16 protein-coding genes are annotated in these 16,870 nt (G+C 69.0%); 8 read left to right on the top strand and 8 right to left on the bottom strand.

What is annotated here, in order from left to right; genetic code table 11:
* Positions 1–9: 9 nt before the first annotated feature.
* From ABNQ40_RS34100 to argE, 3 genes are read right to left on the bottom strand one after another with little or no spacing between them, the layout of a single operon-like run.
* Positions 10–363 carry a cupin domain-containing protein gene (locus ABNQ40_RS34100; RefSeq protein WP_109049165.1) on the bottom strand — a complete coding sequence of 118 codons (354 nt, stop codon included), beginning with the start codon at positions 361–363 and terminating at the stop codon, positions 10–12.
* Positions 364–420: 57 nt separating this feature from the next.
* Positions 421–1,344, bottom strand: coding sequence for a glyoxylate/hydroxypyruvate reductase A (locus ABNQ40_RS34095; protein WP_109049166.1), 924 nt, complete (start codon positions 1,342–1,344; stop codon positions 421–423).
* Positions 1,345–1,398: 54 nt separating this feature from the next.
* The gene (gene argE, locus ABNQ40_RS34090; RefSeq protein ID WP_109049167.1) at positions 1,399–2,523 is read right to left on the bottom strand and encodes an acetylornithine deacetylase; all 1,125 of its coding nucleotides are present in this window, start codon (positions 2,521–2,523) and stop codon (positions 1,399–1,401) included.
* Positions 2,524–2,843: 320 nt separating this feature from the next.
* Between argE and ABNQ40_RS34085 the strand changes: the two genes are divergently transcribed.
* Positions 2,844–3,776, top strand: coding sequence for a GNAT family N-acetyltransferase (locus ABNQ40_RS34085; RefSeq protein ID WP_109049168.1), 933 nt, complete (start codon positions 2,844–2,846; stop codon positions 3,774–3,776).
* Between the two features lie 135 nt (positions 3,777–3,911).
* Complete coding sequence (locus ABNQ40_RS34080) at positions 3,912–4,790, top strand: DMT family transporter (protein ID WP_391349364.1); 879 nt, start codon at positions 3,912–3,914, stop codon at positions 4,788–4,790.
* A 21-nt stretch (positions 4,791–4,811) separates the two neighbouring features.
* Here the strand turns inward: ABNQ40_RS34080 and ABNQ40_RS34075 are convergent, their stop codons facing one another.
* Positions 4,812–5,960: an FAD-binding oxidoreductase gene (locus ABNQ40_RS34075; RefSeq protein ID WP_109049169.1), complete on the bottom strand. Its 1,149-nt coding sequence runs from the start codon at positions 5,958–5,960 to the stop codon at positions 4,812–4,814.
* A gap of 248 nt (positions 5,961–6,208) precedes the next feature.
* On the opposite strand from ABNQ40_RS34075, the gene ABNQ40_RS34070 reads away from it, so the two are divergent.
* From ABNQ40_RS34070 to ABNQ40_RS34055, 4 genes are read left to right on the top strand one after another with little or no spacing between them, the layout of a single operon-like run.
* Entirely contained in the window at positions 6,209–8,269 is a 2,061-nt protein-coding gene (locus ABNQ40_RS34070; RefSeq protein ID WP_109049170.1) for a hydantoinase/oxoprolinase family protein, read from the top strand.
* Positions 8,270–8,301: 32 nt separating this feature from the next.
* Positions 8,302–10,278, top strand: coding sequence for a hydantoinase B/oxoprolinase family protein (locus ABNQ40_RS34065; protein WP_109049171.1), 1,977 nt, complete (start codon positions 8,302–8,304; stop codon positions 10,276–10,278).
* Complete coding sequence (locus tag ABNQ40_RS34060) at positions 10,275–10,583, top strand: (2Fe-2S)-binding protein (RefSeq protein ID WP_109049172.1); 309 nt, start codon at positions 10,275–10,277, stop codon at positions 10,581–10,583. The genes ABNQ40_RS34065 and ABNQ40_RS34060 overlap by 4 nt, the downstream gene beginning before the upstream one ends.
* Positions 10,580–11,980 (top strand): NAD(P)/FAD-dependent oxidoreductase, encoded by a 1,401-nt coding sequence (locus ABNQ40_RS34055; RefSeq protein WP_109049173.1) that lies wholly within the window; start codon positions 10,580–10,582, stop codon positions 11,978–11,980. Before ABNQ40_RS34060 ends, ABNQ40_RS34055 begins: the two co-directional genes overlap by 4 nt.
* A gap of 55 nt (positions 11,981–12,035) precedes the next feature.
* Here the strand turns inward: ABNQ40_RS34055 and ABNQ40_RS34050 are convergent, their stop codons facing one another.
* Both ABNQ40_RS34050 and ABNQ40_RS34045 read right to left on the bottom strand, forming a co-directional pair.
* Positions 12,036–12,542, bottom strand: a complete 507-nt coding sequence (locus tag ABNQ40_RS34050) for an RES family NAD+ phosphorylase (protein ID WP_109049174.1) — start codon at positions 12,540–12,542, stop codon at positions 12,036–12,038.
* Complete coding sequence (locus ABNQ40_RS34045) at positions 12,539–13,018, bottom strand: antitoxin Xre/MbcA/ParS toxin-binding domain-containing protein (RefSeq protein ID WP_109049175.1); 480 nt, start codon at positions 13,016–13,018, stop codon at positions 12,539–12,541. The genes ABNQ40_RS34050 and ABNQ40_RS34045 overlap by 4 nt, the downstream gene beginning before the upstream one ends.
* Before the next feature lie 178 nt (positions 13,019–13,196).
* Here ABNQ40_RS34045 and ABNQ40_RS34040 point away from each other — a divergent pair, with 178 nt between their 5' ends.
* Positions 13,197–13,595: a cupin domain-containing protein gene (locus ABNQ40_RS34040; RefSeq protein ID WP_109490859.1), complete on the top strand. Its 399-nt coding sequence runs from the start codon at positions 13,197–13,199 to the stop codon at positions 13,593–13,595.
* 131 nt (positions 13,596–13,726) lie between these two features.
* Here the strand turns inward: ABNQ40_RS34040 and ABNQ40_RS34035 are convergent, their stop codons facing one another.
* Positions 13,727–14,224: an Lrp/AsnC family transcriptional regulator gene (locus ABNQ40_RS34035; protein ID WP_109490860.1), complete on the bottom strand. Its 498-nt coding sequence runs from the start codon at positions 14,222–14,224 to the stop codon at positions 13,727–13,729.
* A gap of 308 nt (positions 14,225–14,532) precedes the next feature.
* On the opposite strand from ABNQ40_RS34035, the gene ABNQ40_RS34030 reads away from it, so the two are divergent.
* Entirely contained in the window at positions 14,533–15,345 is an 813-nt protein-coding gene (locus ABNQ40_RS34030) for a helix-turn-helix domain-containing protein (RefSeq protein WP_391349449.1), read from the top strand.
* Positions 15,346–15,477: 132 nt separating this feature from the next.
* Here the strand turns inward: ABNQ40_RS34030 and ABNQ40_RS34025 are convergent, their stop codons facing one another.
* Positions 15,478–16,848 (bottom strand): MFS transporter, encoded by a 1,371-nt coding sequence (locus ABNQ40_RS34025; RefSeq protein WP_109049177.1) that lies wholly within the window; start codon positions 16,846–16,848, stop codon positions 15,478–15,480.
* Positions 16,849–16,870: the final 22 nt, after the last annotated feature.

Raw genomic sequence — 16,870 nt, 5'->3', positions numbered from 1 at the left:
GACGGACCCTCAGGCGATGGTGACGTAGATCTTGCGGACCGTCTCGATGGTCTTCCATACACCGGTAAAGCCCGGCTTCATGACGAAGCTGTCGCCGGCCCGGTAGACCACCGGCTCGCCGGCGTCCGGGGTGATTTCGACAACGCCGGACAGGATGTGGCAGAACTCGAAGGTTTCGCCCTTGATCGACCGGGTTTCGCCCGGCGTGGCTTCCCAGACGCCGGTCTTGACGGTGTCGTCCTTGGCCGCGTCCTGCGCCCAGGTCTTGAAGGCGGGCGACCCGGCGATCAGCCGGTCCGGCATCGGGGTCGATTCACGCGGGGCGAAGGTCGGGGCGGTGTCGATGGTCTTCAGCAGCGACATGAGAACTTCCTTGATCGATGAGCGGCGGTGCCGCGGGAGGGGTGTCAGGCAGCCGTGTCAGTAGCCGCGCCGCCGGTCGACCAGACCGACCGGGTCCTGCCCGGCGAAATGCCGGCGCAGATTGGCGATGACCGCCTGGGCGGCGCTTTCCGGCTGGGTGATGCTGGCGATGTGCGGGGTGAGCACGATGCTCGGGTGGGTCCAGAAGGGATGGTCGGCCGGCAGCGGCTCGGGCTCGGTCACATCGACCATCGCGGCGGACAGGTGGCCGGTGTCGAGCGCGTCCAGCAGGGCGGCGTGGTCCAGCTGCGGCCCGCGTCCGGTGTGGATCAGTGCGGCACCGCGGGGCAGTTTCGCCAGCAGGCGGGCGTCGAGGAAGCCGCGGGTGTCGGGCGTCAGCGGCAGCAGGACGATCAGGATGTCGGTTTCGCCCAGCATCGCGTCGAGGCCGTCCGCGCCATGATGGCAGGTCACACCGTCGAGTTCGCGTGGCGAGCGGCTCCATCCCGACAGCGGGAAGCCGAAGGGTTTCAGCCGCTCCAGCACCGCCTGCGCCAGCACCCCCAGCCCGAGCACGCCGATCCGGCGCTGTGCCGCCTGCGGCTGGGGCAGGGGGCGCCAGAGGCAGTCCCTCTGCTGCGCACGGTAGGCCGGCATCTGGCGATGCAGGGTCAGCACGGCCAGCGTGGCGTATTCCTGCATCATGCGGACGATGCCGTCATCCACCATGCGGACGACCTTCACATGGTCGGGCAGGGCGGTCATGGTGAACTGGTCCACCCCGGCGCCGATGGAGAAGACGATCTCCAGATTGCGGTAGCGGGCGAGGTTTGCCGGAATGGTCCAGGTGATCAGGTAGCGCACCGCATCCGGATCGACGCTGGCCGGGTCCATCGAAAAGGGCAGCTCCGGCAGCGCCTGGGCGAAGGCGTCCGCGAAGATCGCGCCGCGCACGGCATCCGAATTGAACAGGAAGGTCATTGGAATCTCTTTGACGATGCGCGGGGGGCGAGGCTCAGCTTCCGCGGGCGATGGTCAGAGGCGGCAGCGCTGGCCCAGCGCCTCGATCATCGACTGGCAGGCGTGCAGCTCCTCGACGAGGATGTGCTCGTCGGGACGGTGGGCCCGCGCGATATCGCCGGGGCCGCAGATGATCGCGTCGATCCCGGCGGTCTGGTACAGGCCGGCCTCCGTGCCATAGCTGACGGCGGCCTGCGGTTCCCGGCCGGTCAGCTCCTCCAGCAGGCGGGCCAGCGGCGAACGGGCGGCCAGGAACAGGGCGGGATAGGCGCTGGTCTGCGTCCAGTCGACGGCGAAGCCGCGCTGCTCCAGCCGCAGCGCCGCCTCGCGCACCGGCTCCAGCAGGGAGACGGGATCGACCCCGGCGATGGCGCGGGCTTCGAATTCGGCGGTGCAGGTTTCGGGGATGACGTTCACCGCCAGCCCGCCCTGGATGGTGCCGGCCTGAAGCGAGGAATAGGGCGGTTCGAAGACCGAATCCAGCGGGCCTTCGCTCAGGCGGCCAGCCTGAACGACGGCGGCGGTCAGCGCGTCGGTCATGGCATGGATGGCGTTCAGCCCCTGGTCGGGGCGGGAGGAATGGCCGGATCGTCCGCGGACGGTCAGCCGCGCCGACGCCTTGCCCTTGTGGGCGCGGACGGCGCGCAGGCCGCTCGGTTCCCCGACGATGACGCCCAGCGGCGGTGCGCACAGGTCGGGCAGATGCGGCAGAAGATGCGGCGCGCCCTGGCAGCCCGCCTCCTCGTCGTAGGTGAAGGCCAGATGGATCGGCCGGGCGAGCGGGGCGGCGGTCAGGGCCGGCAGGGCCGCCAGCGCCGCCGCGATGAAGCCCTTCATGTCCGAGGTGCCGCGCCCGTAAAGCCGGTTTCCGTCGGTGCGCAGCCGGAACGGGTCGCCGGTCCATTCGGGTTCGGTGGCGGGCACCACGTCCATGTGGCCGGACAGCACATAGCCCGGAACCATCGCCGGGCCGATGGTGGCGAACAGGTTGAAGCGGTCGCCCTCCGGTCCCGGCAGAACCCGGACGCGGACCCCCGCAGCCACCAGAATGCCGCGGATGCCGTCGACGATGGCGCCGTTGGGGGTTCCGACGACGGAGGGAATGCCGATCAGATCCTTCAGGATGTCGGTCACGGTCATGACGGCCTCACCTTGTCCCATGCTGCGCGCCTTGGGGCGCGGGGAGTCGTTGCGGGTTCGCTGCTGTGTTGAGGAGAGGGGCGCCGGCTTGACGGCTGCGGCAGCTACGATCTTATCCGGCTGCCGCTCGATTCCGTGCCGAATGCATGGGCGATTTGGTTGATTGTTGTGCCGACCCGGTGCTTTGCGGTGAATTGTGCGGCGGCTGCTCCGGTACTCTCGGGGAGCGCTGGATGGTTCAGGCGTGCCGGTTGACCCAAGGGGGCACTGCCTCACGTTATGGAAAATCCGGGGAGGGCAAAGCGTTGAGCGAGAGCGGCATGGAAGACGGGGTTGGGGATGGGGTGGGGGACGGTGCGTTACCGGGCTCCCGGACCGTCGACGCCTTCGACGTGCGGGTGGCCGACATCGCCGACATCGACCTCGAACGCCTGCAGGCGCTGTCGATCTCGGTCGGCTGGCCGCATCGCGCGGAGGACTGGCAGTTCGTGCGCGAGGTCGGCCATGGCTTCGTCGCGTTGGACGAGATCGACCGCGTTCTGGCATCGGCGATGTGGTTTCCCCACGGCGACGATTTCGCCACCATCGGCATGGTCATGACCTCGCCCCGGCTGCAAGCGCTGGGTGTCGGCGACTGGCTGATGAAACGGGTGCTGTCGGCGTCGGCGGGGCGGACCTACCGGCTCAACGCCACCCGTGCGGCGCTGGCGCTGTACCGCTCGCTCGGCTTCATCGGCCACCGGACCGTGTTCCAATGCCAGGGAGAGGCGCGCAGGAGCGACCGTGCCGCGCCGATGCCCGCTTCCGCGCAGGCGGTGCGGCGGCTGGAGGCGGCGGATCTGGCGGCGGTGACGGCGCTGGACGAACGTGCCTTCGGAATTTCGCGGGCCGGGCTGATGGCGCGGCTGTTCGAACAGTCGGTCGGCTATGGCCTGGAACGTGACGGGGCTCTGGTGGCCTTCGCGCTCTGCCGTCCCTTCGGCCGCGGGCATGTCGTCGGTCCGGTGGTCGCCGGGGCGGACGAGGACGCGATTGCCGTGATCCAGCCCCATGTGGACGAGCATGACGGTCGTTTCCTGCGCCTGGACACCCATCTGGACGAAGGGCCGTTCCCGCTGTTCGTCGCCCGGTCGGGTTTGAGGATTCACGATACGGTGCTGACCATGTCGCTGGGCGCGCCGTTGACCGACCCGTCGACGCGGGCGCCGGACCGTCCCGTCACCTATGCGCTCGCCACCCAGGCCCTGGGCTGAGCCGCCACCCGCTTCATGAACAAGGATGCGCCGATCATGCCGGGACAGACGCCGGACCCCTCCGCCGGCTCTCACGCTGACTCCGTGCCCGCACCTTCTCCCGTTCCATCCTCCTCCGGCAACAGCGCCGGGATCATGCTCCGGCTGGTGTCGGCCGGGCTGTTCGTCGTGATGTCGCTGTTCGTCCGGCTGGCCTCCGCCGAGGCGCCGGTCGGGCAGATCGTTTTCTTCCGCAGTGCCTTCGCGATCCCGCCCATCGTCGCCTATCTGATGTGGCGCCGGCAGTTTCCGTCGGCCCTCCGGACGAGGCAGCCGGTCGGGCACCTGAAGCGCAATTTCTATGGCGGCATGGCGATGGTGCTCTCCTTCGTCTCGCTGGCCTATCTGCCGCTGGCGCTGGCGACCGCGCTGGGCTTCCTGGCTCCGCTGCTGGCGGTGCCGGCCGCCATGCTGTTCCTGCGCGAACGGCCAGGCGCGGTGGCCATCGGCGCGGCGCTGGTCGGCTTCGCCGGCGTGGTGCTGATGCTGGTGCCGGCCTTCGAAGGGCCGACGCCGGATCGCGGCACCCTCATCGGGGTTGCGGCCGGGCTGGCGATGGCGTTCGCCACAGCGGCGGGGCGGGTCCAGATCAAGACGCTGACCGCGACCGAAGCACCGGGAACCATCGCCTTCTATTTCGCCCTTCTATGCGCGCTCGGCGGTCTGGCGAGCTGGCCTTTCGGCTGGGTCACCCCCAGCGGGCTGTCCCTGGCCTGCCTGATCGGGGCGGGGATCTCCGGCGGGCTGGCGCACATCACCATGACAGAAGCGATGGCGCGCGCGTCGGTGTCGACCCAGGCGCCGTTCGACTACACCGCCATGCTGTGGGCGCTGATCCTCGATGCGGCGATCTTCGGCCTGCTGCCCTCTCCGGTCAGCCTTGCCGGCGCCTTCGTCATCGCCGCCTCCGCCCTGGTGGTCCCGCTGTCCGGCCGGTTCACGGCCCGGTCCGAAGCGCTGCGGCCCGCCCGCTGAGAAGCGGGCGGGTGCGCCCTGTCAGGCCTGGGTGGCATGAGCGGCCGCCGCCTGCACGGCGGCGGTCTGGAAACGGCCGATGCGGAAGTCGTGCAGCGGCGTTTCGCTGTGTCCGGTTGCGATGATCTCCGCCATCACGTCGCCGACGCCGGGGCCGAGCTGGAAGCCGTGGCCGCTGAAGCCGAAGGCGTGGAACAGTCCGGGCGTCGTCGCCGATGCCCCCATGACCGGCAGCTTGTCGGCGACGTAGCCCTCGCAGCCCGACCAGGTGCGGATCACCGTGACGTCGGCCAGCGCCGGCAGCAGCCGGACCAGGGCCCGCAACTGTCCGGGCAGCCGTGCCGGATCGGCCCTGGCATGGCCAGGATCGAGCGCCACCGGCACCCGCTCCGCCCCACCGCCGAAGACGATGTTGCCGCGCTCCACCTGACGAAGATAACCGTCCCCGCCGGCGCGCGACCACATGCCGACCACCGGCAGGATCTGGTGCGGCAGGGGTTCGGTCACGCCCATCTGCGGCCCATAGGCCGCCATCGGCACACTTTCGCCGAAGCGGGCGGCGATGGTCGCTCCCCAGGCCCCGGCGGCGTTCAGCAGGCAATCCGCGGTGAAGCGGCCCCGATGCGTCGTCGCTTCGAAGCCCGACGCGGTGGCGGAGACTTCCACCGGCCCGCACTCCTCGACGATCTCCGCCCCCAGACGGCGGGCGGCGTCGGCGAAGGCGGGGGCGATCAGGCGGGGGTTGCCGCTGCCGTCCTGCGGCGAGAAGGACGCGGCGATGGCGCCCGGCCCCAGGCCGGGGAAGCGGCGGCGGATCTCCGGCGGCGACAGCTCGTCGAGCTCCAGCCCCCAGGGCCGCGCGTCGGCGATATAGCGGCGCATGTCGGCCAGACCATCCTCGTCGAACACCAGCCGCAGATGGCCGGTGGCGCGGAACTCCACATCCCGCCCCAGCAGCCGCTCCGCCTCCCCCCACAGCGCCCGCGAGCGGTGGGCAAGCGGCAGCTGCGGCAGATAGCGCCCGGTGCGGCGGATGTTGCCGAAGGACGCCACCGTGGCGCCGGTGCCGACGCGGTTGCGCTCCAGCAGCGTGACGGACAGGCCGCGCCGGGCCAGGAAGAAGGCGGCGGCCGATCCGATCAACCCGCCGCCCAGCACGATAACCCTCATCGACCTCTCCCACATGCGGGCGGACATGGCTCCGCCCCATCGGTCAGGCTGCCCACGACCGGCGGGCGGGTCAAAGACGGGTTCGGCAGGATCCCATAAGGCCGGGCTATGGGAGTGCCGCCTTATGCGGCGCAAAGCATAAGGCGGCCTTATGTGTTTGCGCTCAATGGCTCTTGGACCGTCTCCGGCCCGCCATGTCAGCTTTGCCCTCAGATCGGACACGGACTGACTTGCCGGAAGGAGCGGAGATGGACGGAGGCTTGGGTGAGGCCGACTGGAAGGTCGGCGTCGACATCGGCGGGACATTCATCGATTTCTGCGCGCTGGACACGCGGTCGGGGCGGGTGGCGTCGCTGAAGGTGCTGACGACGCCGGACGACCCTGGCGTGGAGCTGATGACCGGCCTGACCCTGCTGGCGGAGCGCGAGGGTCTGGACCCGCGCGCCGTCACCCGCTTCGTGCATGGCACGACGGTGGGCATGAACACGGTGATCCAGCGTAAGGGCGCGCCGCTTGCGCTGCTGACCAATGCCGGGTTCGAGGATGTGATCGAACTCGCCCGGCTGCGCATGCCGGACACCTATTCGCTGTTCTGCTCGCGCCCCGACCAGTTGGTCGCCCGCGACATGGTCTTCGGCATTCCCGCCCGGCTGCGCTCCGACGGGACGGAACGGCAGGCCCCCGACATGGCGGCCGTCGCCGATGCCGTCGCCGCCGTCAAGGCCAAGGGGGCGATGGGCGTCGTCGTCTCCTTCCTCCATTCCTGGCGCGACGACGCCCACGAAACCGCGGTGAAGGAGGAGGTCGCCCGGCTGGCCCCGGAGCTGTTCGTCTTCACCTCCGCCGAGGTCTGGCCGGTGATCCGCGAGTATGAGCGGACGACGACCGCGGTCCTGAACGCCTATGTCCATCCCCGGATTTCCGGCTACCTCTCGGCCCTGGAAGGACGGCTGGCCGGGCGCGGGGTGCCCGCCCGCCCGCTGCTGACCAAGTCCAACGGCGGCGTGATGAACGCGGCGGAGGGCAAGCGGGCCTGCGTCCACATGCTGCTGTCCGGTGCGGCCTCCGGGGTGAACGGGGCGGCGTGGCTGGCCCGGCAGGCGGGGGAACCGCGCATCCTGACGCTCGACATCGGCGGCACTTCGGCCGATTTCGCGCTCATCATCGACGGTCAGGCCCAGTTCGGCGTCGGCGAGATGATCGGCGAGTTTCCGCTGCACATCCCGTCGGTCTCGGTCAGCTCCATCGGCATCGGCGGCGGATCGATCGCCAGCGTCGACGGGCAGGGCGTGCTGCGCGTCGGGCCGGCGTCCGCCGGTTCGACGCCGGGTCCGGCCTGCTATGGCCGCGGCGGCGACTGGGCGACGGTGACCGACGCGATGGTGGTGTGCGGCTGGCTCGGCCACAGCCAGATGGCCTACGGGCAGCTGCGGATGGACGCCGGCCTCGCCCGCGCCGCCGTCAAGCGGCTGGCCGACGAACTGTTCCGCTCGGTGGAGGCGACCGCCCAGGCGATCCTCGATGTCGCGGTGTCGGAAATGTTCGCGGAGGTCGAGAAGATGGCCGCGCGGGCCGGCGTCGATGTGCGGGATTTCGCGCTGATGCCCTTCGGCGGCGGCGGTCCGATGCTGGGCGCGTTCCTGGCGCGCGAGCTGGGGATGCCGCGCGTCGTCGCCCCGCGCTGGCCGGGCGTGGTGTCGGCGCTGGGCGGTCTGGTCGCCGACCTGCGCGGCGATTTCGTCCGCACCCTGTTCGCCGACCTTTCCCCCGGCCTGATGCCGACACTGCGCGAGGCCTTCGCCGCGATGGGTGGGGAAGGGCGCGACTGGCTGGCGGCGCAAGGCCATTCCGGTGCCGCCGAGCTGAGGATCGTCGCCGACATGCGCTATGCCGGCCAGAGCTACGAGATCGAGACGGCGCTGAATCCCGAATGGCTGGACGGCGGCGATCCGGCCGCCATTGCCGACGCCTTCCACGCGGCGCATGCCCGGCTTTACGATTTCCACGACCCCGACGGGCGGATCGAGATCGTCAACCTGCGTCTGTCCGCCATCGGAAACGGCCCGGCCCTGCATTTCCCGACAGCGCCGGAGGAGCCATACGCCGCCTCGGCGGAACGCAGCGTGCCGGTCTTCACCGGCGGCGCCGTGACCCCGGTCGGGCTGTACCGCCGTTCGGACTTGCAGGCCGGCGCCCGGTTCGAGGGACCGGCCATCGTTGCCCAGGAGGACACCACCTTCGCCATCCCGGCCGGAACCGCAGCCCGTGTCGATGCGCATCTCAACCTCCACCTGACCTTTGCGGAGTGACGCCTGTGTTTGATCGCCCTGCTTTCGATAAGATGAAGCTTCAGGTGCTGGCGAACCACGCGCGGTCGGCGGCCGAGAACATGGCCCACACGCTCCAGCGCACCGCCCACTCCGCCTTCGTCAAGGAGACGGAGGATTTCACCGTCATGCTGCTGAACCGCCGGGGCGAGACCTTCGGCGTGCCGATGGAGCTGGGGGCGACCTGGTATCCCGGCCTGACCTATGGCCGCGCCATCGACATGATCGAGGAGTACCGGCCCGGCGACGTCGCCTTCACCAACGATCCCTATTCCGGCTTCGTGGCGACCCACGCCCCCGACACCCATTTGTGGAAGCCGGTCTTCCATGACGGCGAAATCATCGCCTGGACCGGTGGGCACATCCACAACACCGACATGGGCGGCGCCGTCCCGGCCTCGCTGTCGCGGGCACTGACCGAAATCCACCAGGAGGGCATCCGCTTCCCGCCGATGAAGCTGGTCCGCGAAGGGGTGTTCGACGAGCAGATCCTGCGGATCATGACCACCAACGTCCGCAAGCCCGACCTGAACATCGGCGACATCAAGGCGCTGGTCGGCGCGCTCAACACCGGGGAGCGCAAGATCCTCGCCATGGTGGAGAAGTTCGGCAAGACCGCCTTCCTCGACGGCGTCGACGCCCTGCTCGACCATGCCGAGGCGCAGGCGCGCGACATCCTGCGCGCGATGCCCGACGGGCGGTGGGAGTTCGCCGACTATGCCGACGAGGATTCCGTCACCGCCAACCCCTGCCGCCTGAAGCTGACCCTGACGATCAGGGGCGACGAGGCGGTGCTGGACTTCACCGGCTCGGATCCGCAGCTGGCATCCTCGCTCAACGTGCCGTCGGGCGGCGATCCCCGCCACACCATCCTGCTGGTCGGCGTCTATTACGTCCTCTACACCCTCAACCCGAAAATCCTGCTGAACACCGGGCTGACCCGGCCCTTCACCTGCATCACCCCGGAAGGGACGGTCCTGAACCCGACCTTCCCGGCGGCGGTGGGGATGCGGTCGCTGACCTGCGCGCGGCTGCGCTCGGTGATCTTCGGCGCCTTTTCCCAGGCGGTGCCGGAGCGGCTTCCGGCGGCGCCGGCCGGCAACAACTGCATCGTCAACGTGATGACCACCGACGAGCGGACCGGCAGCCGCATCATCGCCGCGGTGAACCCGGTGGTCGGCGGCGGCGGCGGCATGCCGCATCGCGACGGCACCAACGGGTCGGGGGCCGACGCCGCCTATCTGAAGAACACGCCCATCGAGATCACCGAGATGGAAACCCCGGTGGAGTTCGTCCATTATGGGCTGGCGGCCGACAGCGGCGGGGCCGGGCGCTGGCGCGGCGGGCTGGCCACCCACATGGCCTTCCGCGTCTTCTCCCCCGACACCCGGATCACCGCGCGCAACCGCGACCGCGGATTCTTCCGCCCCTGGGGCGTGCTGGGCGGCCGGGCGGCGGGTCTGTCGGACATGGTGGTCAATCCCGGCACGCCGGGTGAACGGCGGCTGGGCAACATCGACACGGCGGTGCTGCAACCGGGCGACGTGCTGGACATCCGTTCGGCCGGCGGCGGCGGCCGGGGCGACCCGTTCACGCGCGAGTCCTGGCGGGTGGTCCAGGACGTGGCGCGCGGCTATGTCTCGGTGGAGGCGGCGGAGCGGGAATATGGCGTCGTCATCCGCGACGGTGTGCTCGACGCGCAAGCCACCGACCGGCTGCGGGCGGACCGGCCGGCACCCACCGGGCATTTCCATTTCGGACCGGAGCGCGACGGCTACGAGCGGCAATGGACGCCGGACGCCTATGATTTCCTGACGCGCACCCTCGCCGGCCTGCCGGTCCACTGGCGTTTCTTCGCCAAGACGGAAATCTTCAGCCGCATGGCCGGCCGCGATGGCGCCGGTGGGGTTGAAGCCGCGCTGGCCGAGGTCTATGCCCGCTTCCCCGAAATGCCTCCGTCGAAGACCCCGGTCCGCGAGGCGGTGGAATGAGCGCGACGGCGGCGGGCAGGCTGGTCAGGCTGGCCGAGACGGGGCGCGCCCCGGTCCGCTTCCTGCTGGATGGCGTGGAGCGCGTGGCGCTTGCCGGCGATACGGTGCTGACGGCGATCCTCACCAACGCCCCGGCGCTGCGGCAGGCGGAGTTCGGGCCGGAGCGGCGCGCCGGCTTCTGCCTGATGGGGGCCTGCCAGGATTGCTGGATCTGGCAGGAGCAGGGCGCACGCATCCGCGCCTGCTCCACGCCGCTGGCCGAGGGCATGCGGCTGCTGACCCGGACGCGGGAGGATTGGCCGTGACGGAACCGAACCAGCCGCGGGTCGTGATCGTCGGGGCCGGGCCGGCCGGGATTCGGGCGGCGGAAACTCTGGCGGCGGCCGGTCTGCGCCCGACCGTGATCGACGAGGGGGCAAAGGCCGGCGGGCAGATCTACCGCCGCCCGCCCGACGGCTTCACCCGCCCGCCCGAGCTGCTCTATGGCTCGCAGGCCGGCAAGGCGGTGGCGCTGCACGCCGCCTTCGACGGGCTGGCGGCGGCGGGCCGCATCGTCCATCTGCCGCGCCATTCGGTCGTCGCGCTTGCCGGCGGTGTGCTCCATGCGGTCAGTGACGGCGGAAGCCGCCGGATCGGCTACGACCGGCTGATCCTGGCGACCGGGGCGACCGACCGTCTGGCGCCGGTACCGGGTTGGCAGGCCCCCGGCGTCTACAGCCTGGGTGCGATGCAGATCGCGCTGAAGGCCCAGGGCGTCGCGATGGGGCGGCGGATCGTGCTGGCCGGGTCGGGGCCGCTGCTGACCCTGCTGGCGACCCAATTGCTGAAGGCGGGGGCGGAGGTCGCCGCGGTCCTCGACACCGCCGGCCTGCGCGGCCAGATCGCCGCCGTCCCCGACCTCGCCGTCCGCCCGTCCTTCGCCCTGCAAGGGGTGGCGATGCGGGCGCGGCTTGGGCGACTCTATCATGCCGGCGTCGTTCTGGAGGGGATCGAGGCGACGGACGGCGGAGTTACGGACGGCGGGGTGACGGCGGTCCGCTGGATGGATGCCGGCGGACGGTCCCGGCGGACGGCCTGCGATGCCGCCGGTCTGGGCTGGCATCTGAAGGCGGAAATCCAGCTTGCCGACCTTGCCGGCTGCCGGTTCGCCTATGATGCGACCTGGGCGCAATGGTTGCCCAGCACCGACCGCATGGGCCGGGCCGGGGAGGGCGTCTATCTGGCCGGCGACGGCCTGCGCCTGCTGGGGGCCGACGGGGCGGAGGTCGCCGGCCGTCTCGCCGCGGCGGCCTGCCTGTCCGATCTGGGGTTGCCCGATCCGGGGTTGCCGGGCCCGGACGTTGCGGCCGATCTGAAGCGCCTCGCCCGGCTGGAACGCTTCGCCCGCGGCATCGCCCGTGCCTTCCCCTGGCCGGCGGATCGGGTGCGGGCGGTCCCCGACGACACCGTGCTGTGCCGCTGCGAGGGGATCACCGCCGGTTCGGTGCGTGAGACGGCGGCCTATGGCGGGGCGGAGGCCAACCGGGTGAAGTCGCTGGGCCGTGCCGGGATGGGGCGCTGCCAGGGCCGCTATTGCCAGCTGGCCGCGGCCGAGCTGATCGCCGTCTCCGGCGGGCTTGCGCATGCCGGAGAGGTGGGGCGCCTGCGTGCGCAAGCCCCCGTCCGGCCGACGCCGGTCCGCGCGTTGCTGGAGGAGGAGTGAGCGGCGGTTGATCGTCCCGCAACGTCCGATGCGGGTCCGGAGCTTTCCCCTCTCATCAGGGTGGTGGCGGGTGCAGGCGCGTGTCCAGGGCAAACCGTTCCTGGGAGCGCATCCCGTACGCCCCCGCCGCCGGAGATGCGGCGAACAGAAGGTTCCAGCTGTGCGGGGACACTGCGCTGGGGATCAGGACGAATTTGTGCCCACTCAGCACGGCATCGCCGAACTGCTGCTGGCCGACGCTGGGGATGCCCGGACGGAGCCAGTTGGGGTTGGGCACATCGGCCGGAGTGACCACATGGACCGCGGCGGGGTCCGTGACGGTCAGCGCCGTCAGCACATGCGGCACCGTGTCCAACGCCTTGAAGCCCTTGTGCACCGCCACCTCCAGGATCGCGGTCGCCGGGTCGAGAGAGCAGTAGACGGCGCGGACCCCCTTGCTGTTCCAGCGCCCGCCGAAGCGGTAGGCCCCTTCGCCGCTGTCCCAGCTCGTGCGGAAGGGCTCCGGGTCGAGACGCCACGCGACCAGCTCGGTGCCGCCCAGCGCCGCCGGCAACGGCGTCACGTGTAGACCCCGGAAGCCATCCGCCCCAGGTAATCCTCGACCATTTCGACCCCGGCGGGGGTGTCCAGCAGATCCAGCGGACGGTTGTCGTCCAGCCCGATGGCCGGACGCTCCAGCCATTGCTCGGCCTCCTCCTGCGAGCCGAAGACCTCGGAGGCCTGGGCCAGGATCTCGGCCAGCTTCCAGGTCCGGCCACCCTGCTCGGGGCTGAGCGGCTTGTCCGGCGCGCCCCTGCGGCGCTGGTAGGTGCGCACGCTCATCCCCACGGCGGACTCGATGCTCGCCGGCTTGAGGACCCGCAGGTGGGTCACGAGATGGTAGAGCGCGCCGCCCGGCAAGCCGGTCTTGATGGCGTTGTGGGCATCCAGCTGCGTCACCACCGGGCGCTTGAACACCCGCGGACCACCGAGCAGGTCGGTGACCCGCTGATAGGGGCCTGTCTCACCCCGTTCCATGTGGGCTCCGGCCGCGGGCATGGCATCCTCCGTCACGTGTCGTCCCAAATGTGACACGTGACGCGAAGGGATTCAAGCGGCCCCCCGTCGGTGACGGAACCTCGCGGTCCGGATCCGGAAATGGACTTCCCAGGATGGCGGCGTTGTGATCCAAAGCCTTGAAAGGGGCTTCGTGACGGGCGCCGATCCGGTCTGCCCGATGCTCAGGCACGAGCCGAAGAGTGAGGAAAACCGATGTTGGCCGGAGGCGACCGTGAAGCGCAGCGTTGAGAACGCGGAGCATTACCACTGGGGGGACCGTTGCGACGGATGGGTGCTTTCCCCTTCTCCGGACATGATGGTCATTCAGGAGCGGATGCCGGCCGGCACGGCGGAGCGCAGGCATGTCCATGGCAAGGCGCGCCAGTTCTTCTACGTGCTCTCCGGCGAACTGGCGATGGAGCTGGAAGGAACCCGCCACCTGATCACGGCGATGTCCGGGATCGAGATTCCTCCGGGAAGCCGCCATCAGGCCCGGAACGACAGCGGCGCGGACGTGCATTTTCTCGTCGTGTCGTCCCCGACGACACGGGGCGACCGAACCGACCTCGACGGCTGAGCCGTCCGGCCGTGGCAGCGGCAGGGGGCCGGGTTCAATGCCTCCCAGTCGACGGCGAGCGCGCGAAGCCGGACGCTGTCGTCACCGATCCCGGCCTCCGTCTCGCCGCGACACTTTCACGGAGGACTGTGTCAGAAGCGAATGACTATTGCATGCGATGTGCTGATCGGCAGCTCGGTTTTATAGGTGATCTGCTTCAGCACCAGATTGGATCTGATGGTGGAGACGAACTCTATTTTCGACAGTTTGCTGGCGATCAGATGTTCCAGCTCCTCGACATCCCGGACGATCACGCGCAGAAGGAAATCGCAGTCGCCCGTCATCCAGTTGCATTCCATCACCTCGGGAATCCGCTCGACGGCGTCGCGGAAATTCTCCAGCGCCAATTGCGGCTGCTTGTCGAGCTTGACCTGGATATAGGCATTGATTTCCAGCCCCATCACCTTTGGATTCAGAAGTGTGACCCGCCGGTCGATGATGCCGGTCTGCTCCAGCTTCTTCACCCGCGTGAGGCAGGGCGAGGGGGAAAGATTGATTCTGCCGGCAAGCTCGACGTTCGTCAGGTTTGCGTCTTTTTGCAGCTCGTTGAGGATCTTGATGTCCGTTCGGTCGAGCGTCAACGTGTTCATCATGATGACTCCCTGTTGTAGTCTTGACGGCCTGTCCTGGAACCGAAGCGAAGAACGGCAGGAAATTCCGCGGAACAATCCTATTTGAGTGCAGCGCGCATTCCCTTCCGCCATTCGACTGTGCATACGGCAGAGTGTATCCGAGCCCAACCAATGGCAGAATCTACGGGATTGCCATTTTATGTCGCGAAACTGTCAAACTCGGACCGAGGTCCGCTTCGAACGGCACGGAGGCCGCAACATTGCCGAAGAGTGCGCGGATTGGTGCGAAGTGGCCGGAAGCCCCGGTGGCCGGCGATGCCCTCCCGATGGCGTGGGATCCAACCGGCCTGCGCATCAGCTTCACCCCTGAGGATCCCGACGAGTTTGCCCGGCCGCTGGTCTCCTTCCTTGTCCGGCGCAATGTGGATGACGACGAGCTGCCGATCCACCGGCACCGGAAAGGCCAGCTGGTGGTGGCGGCGGAAGGCTCGGTCATGTGCCGGACGCTCGACGGGCTTCGGATCGTCCCATCCAATGGAGCGGTGTGGATTCCGGGAGAGATTCCCCACAGCATTTCCATGTCGGACAAGGGCCGGTCATACTGCGTCTTCATCAATCCGGGGATTTCACCCCTGCCGGAGTCCTGCGCGACGTTTTCGATCAGTCCGATGCTGCGCGAGATGATCTTTCATCTGGCCAATCTGCCGCCGCTCTATCCCCTGGAGGGTCCGACGAGCCGTCTGGTCCAGGTCATCCTGGATGAGCTTGCACAGATGAAGGCGGAGCCGCTCCACTTCCCGGTTTCCAACCATCCCAGGATCCAGCGCATCGCCGCCCAATTGCTGGAGGCGCCGGACGACCGCAGGACCATACGGGACTGGGCGGCAACGGTCGCCATGAGCGAGCGCACGCTGGCCCGGCTCATCCAGAAACAGACGGGAATGTCGTTCGGCCGCTGGCGCCAGCAACTCCATATCGTGATCGCCGTCCAACGGATGTCGATGGGCGCCACCGTGCAGGCGATCTCCCAGGAACTGGGATACGATTCCCCGAGCGCGTTTACCGCCATGTTCAGGAAACACATGGGACAGCCTCCGCGCCGGTATTTGCAGGATCGGGCCGAAGGCACGACGAACTGATGCCGCGTTGCCCTTCTCATGCCGGCTCTCATGCCGATGGCCCTCGATCCGACTGTCGGGATCGAGGGCCGTCGGTGCGGCCGGGGACCGGGATTGCGGTCCCCGCGCGGATGGCTGCCGTTGTTTACCCTGTCAGCTCACGATGTCCCGCCTGATGGTCTTTCGCGCCGCCATGAAGGCCATCGCCGCCAGGACATAGACGAGCGACGTGCTGATCAGCGCCCAGCGGATGCCGTCGCCGGACCCCATCGACCGTGCGAGAAAATCGCTGATCAGGCCGACCGACAGCGGTCCAAGGCCAAGCCCGACCAGATTGGCGAAGAACAGGAAGATGGCGGTGGCCGTTGCCCGGGTGCGCGGACGCACCAGGCTTTGGACCGCCGCAAAGATGGGGCCGTAATAAACGGACTGCAGCATCATCGGCAAACCCATCAGGCAAAGTGCCGCCACGGTGTTCGAGGTGAGATAAGCCGCGAAAAGCGAGAACGGCATGCACAGGGCCGCGGCGGCCGGAATGGTCGCGTAGGCATTCAGGCTGCCGCGCGCCACCGCGCGATCCGTCGCCCGGCCGCCCAGCCAGGTGCCGGCGGCTCCGCAGATGCCGACGATCAGGCCCAGCACCGTACCGAGGAAACCGGTGGGCCCCAGCTGGATCCCGGTGAGGTCGTTCAGCCTGGCCGCCAGGACGCCCAATCCTTCGGCGTGATTGCGCAGGAAGTGGGAGCTTTGAAAGGCAAGATTGCTGTAAATCCCGAAGCTCATCGCCACCATCGCGACCGTAAGCCAGATGTAGGTGCGCTTCCCGCCGAGTTCGGTCAGCGCCTCCCTCAGGCTGGGCGTGCTTTGCGTCCCGCTGGCCGCGACGGAGAATGTCCGCGGCTCGGGCAGCGTGAAATAGGCCAGCAGCCCAAGGGCGATGCCGGGCACCCCGACCAGCGCGAAGGAGGCGCGCCAGCCGAGGCTGTCCGCGATCAGGCCGCCGACCACCATCCCGACCAGCGAACCGGCCGGAATGCCCATTGAGAAGAAGGCCAGTGCCGAGGCCCGCTTCTCCCGTGTCGTGTAATCGCTGATCAGCGACTGGGATGCCGGCGTGCAGCCCGCCTCTCCAACACCGACGCCGACCCTGGCGAGGAACAGCTGGGTGAAGTTCTGGGCCACGCCGCAGACCGCCGTGAACAGGCTCCAGGTGATCGCCGACAGCGCGACGATCCTGACCCGGTTCGCACGCTCCGCCCACCGCGCGATCGGAAGCGCCAGCGTCGCGTAGAAGATGGCGAAGGACAGTCCGGTCAGGGATCCCAGCTGCCAGTCCATGAGACCGAGTTCGCGCTTGATCGGTTCCGCCAGGATGTTGACGATCTGACGGTCGACGAAATTCAGCATGTAGACGAGGAACAGCATGGTCAGGGCATAGCGCCGATGGTGGATCGACATGCCCATCGGCTTTGGCTGCGGTTTCGGCTGCGGCACCGACACCGTGGTCGTTGCGTCGTCGGTCATACGGCAGTCTCCAACAAGACCG

Source organism: Azospirillum sp. A23, from assembly GCF_042938965.1.
Lineage (GTDB): Bacteria > Pseudomonadota > Alphaproteobacteria > Azospirillales > Azospirillaceae > Azospirillum > Azospirillum melinis.
Note: the sequence above shows the minus strand (reverse complement) of the source record. Positions and strands in the feature narration are given on the sequence as shown.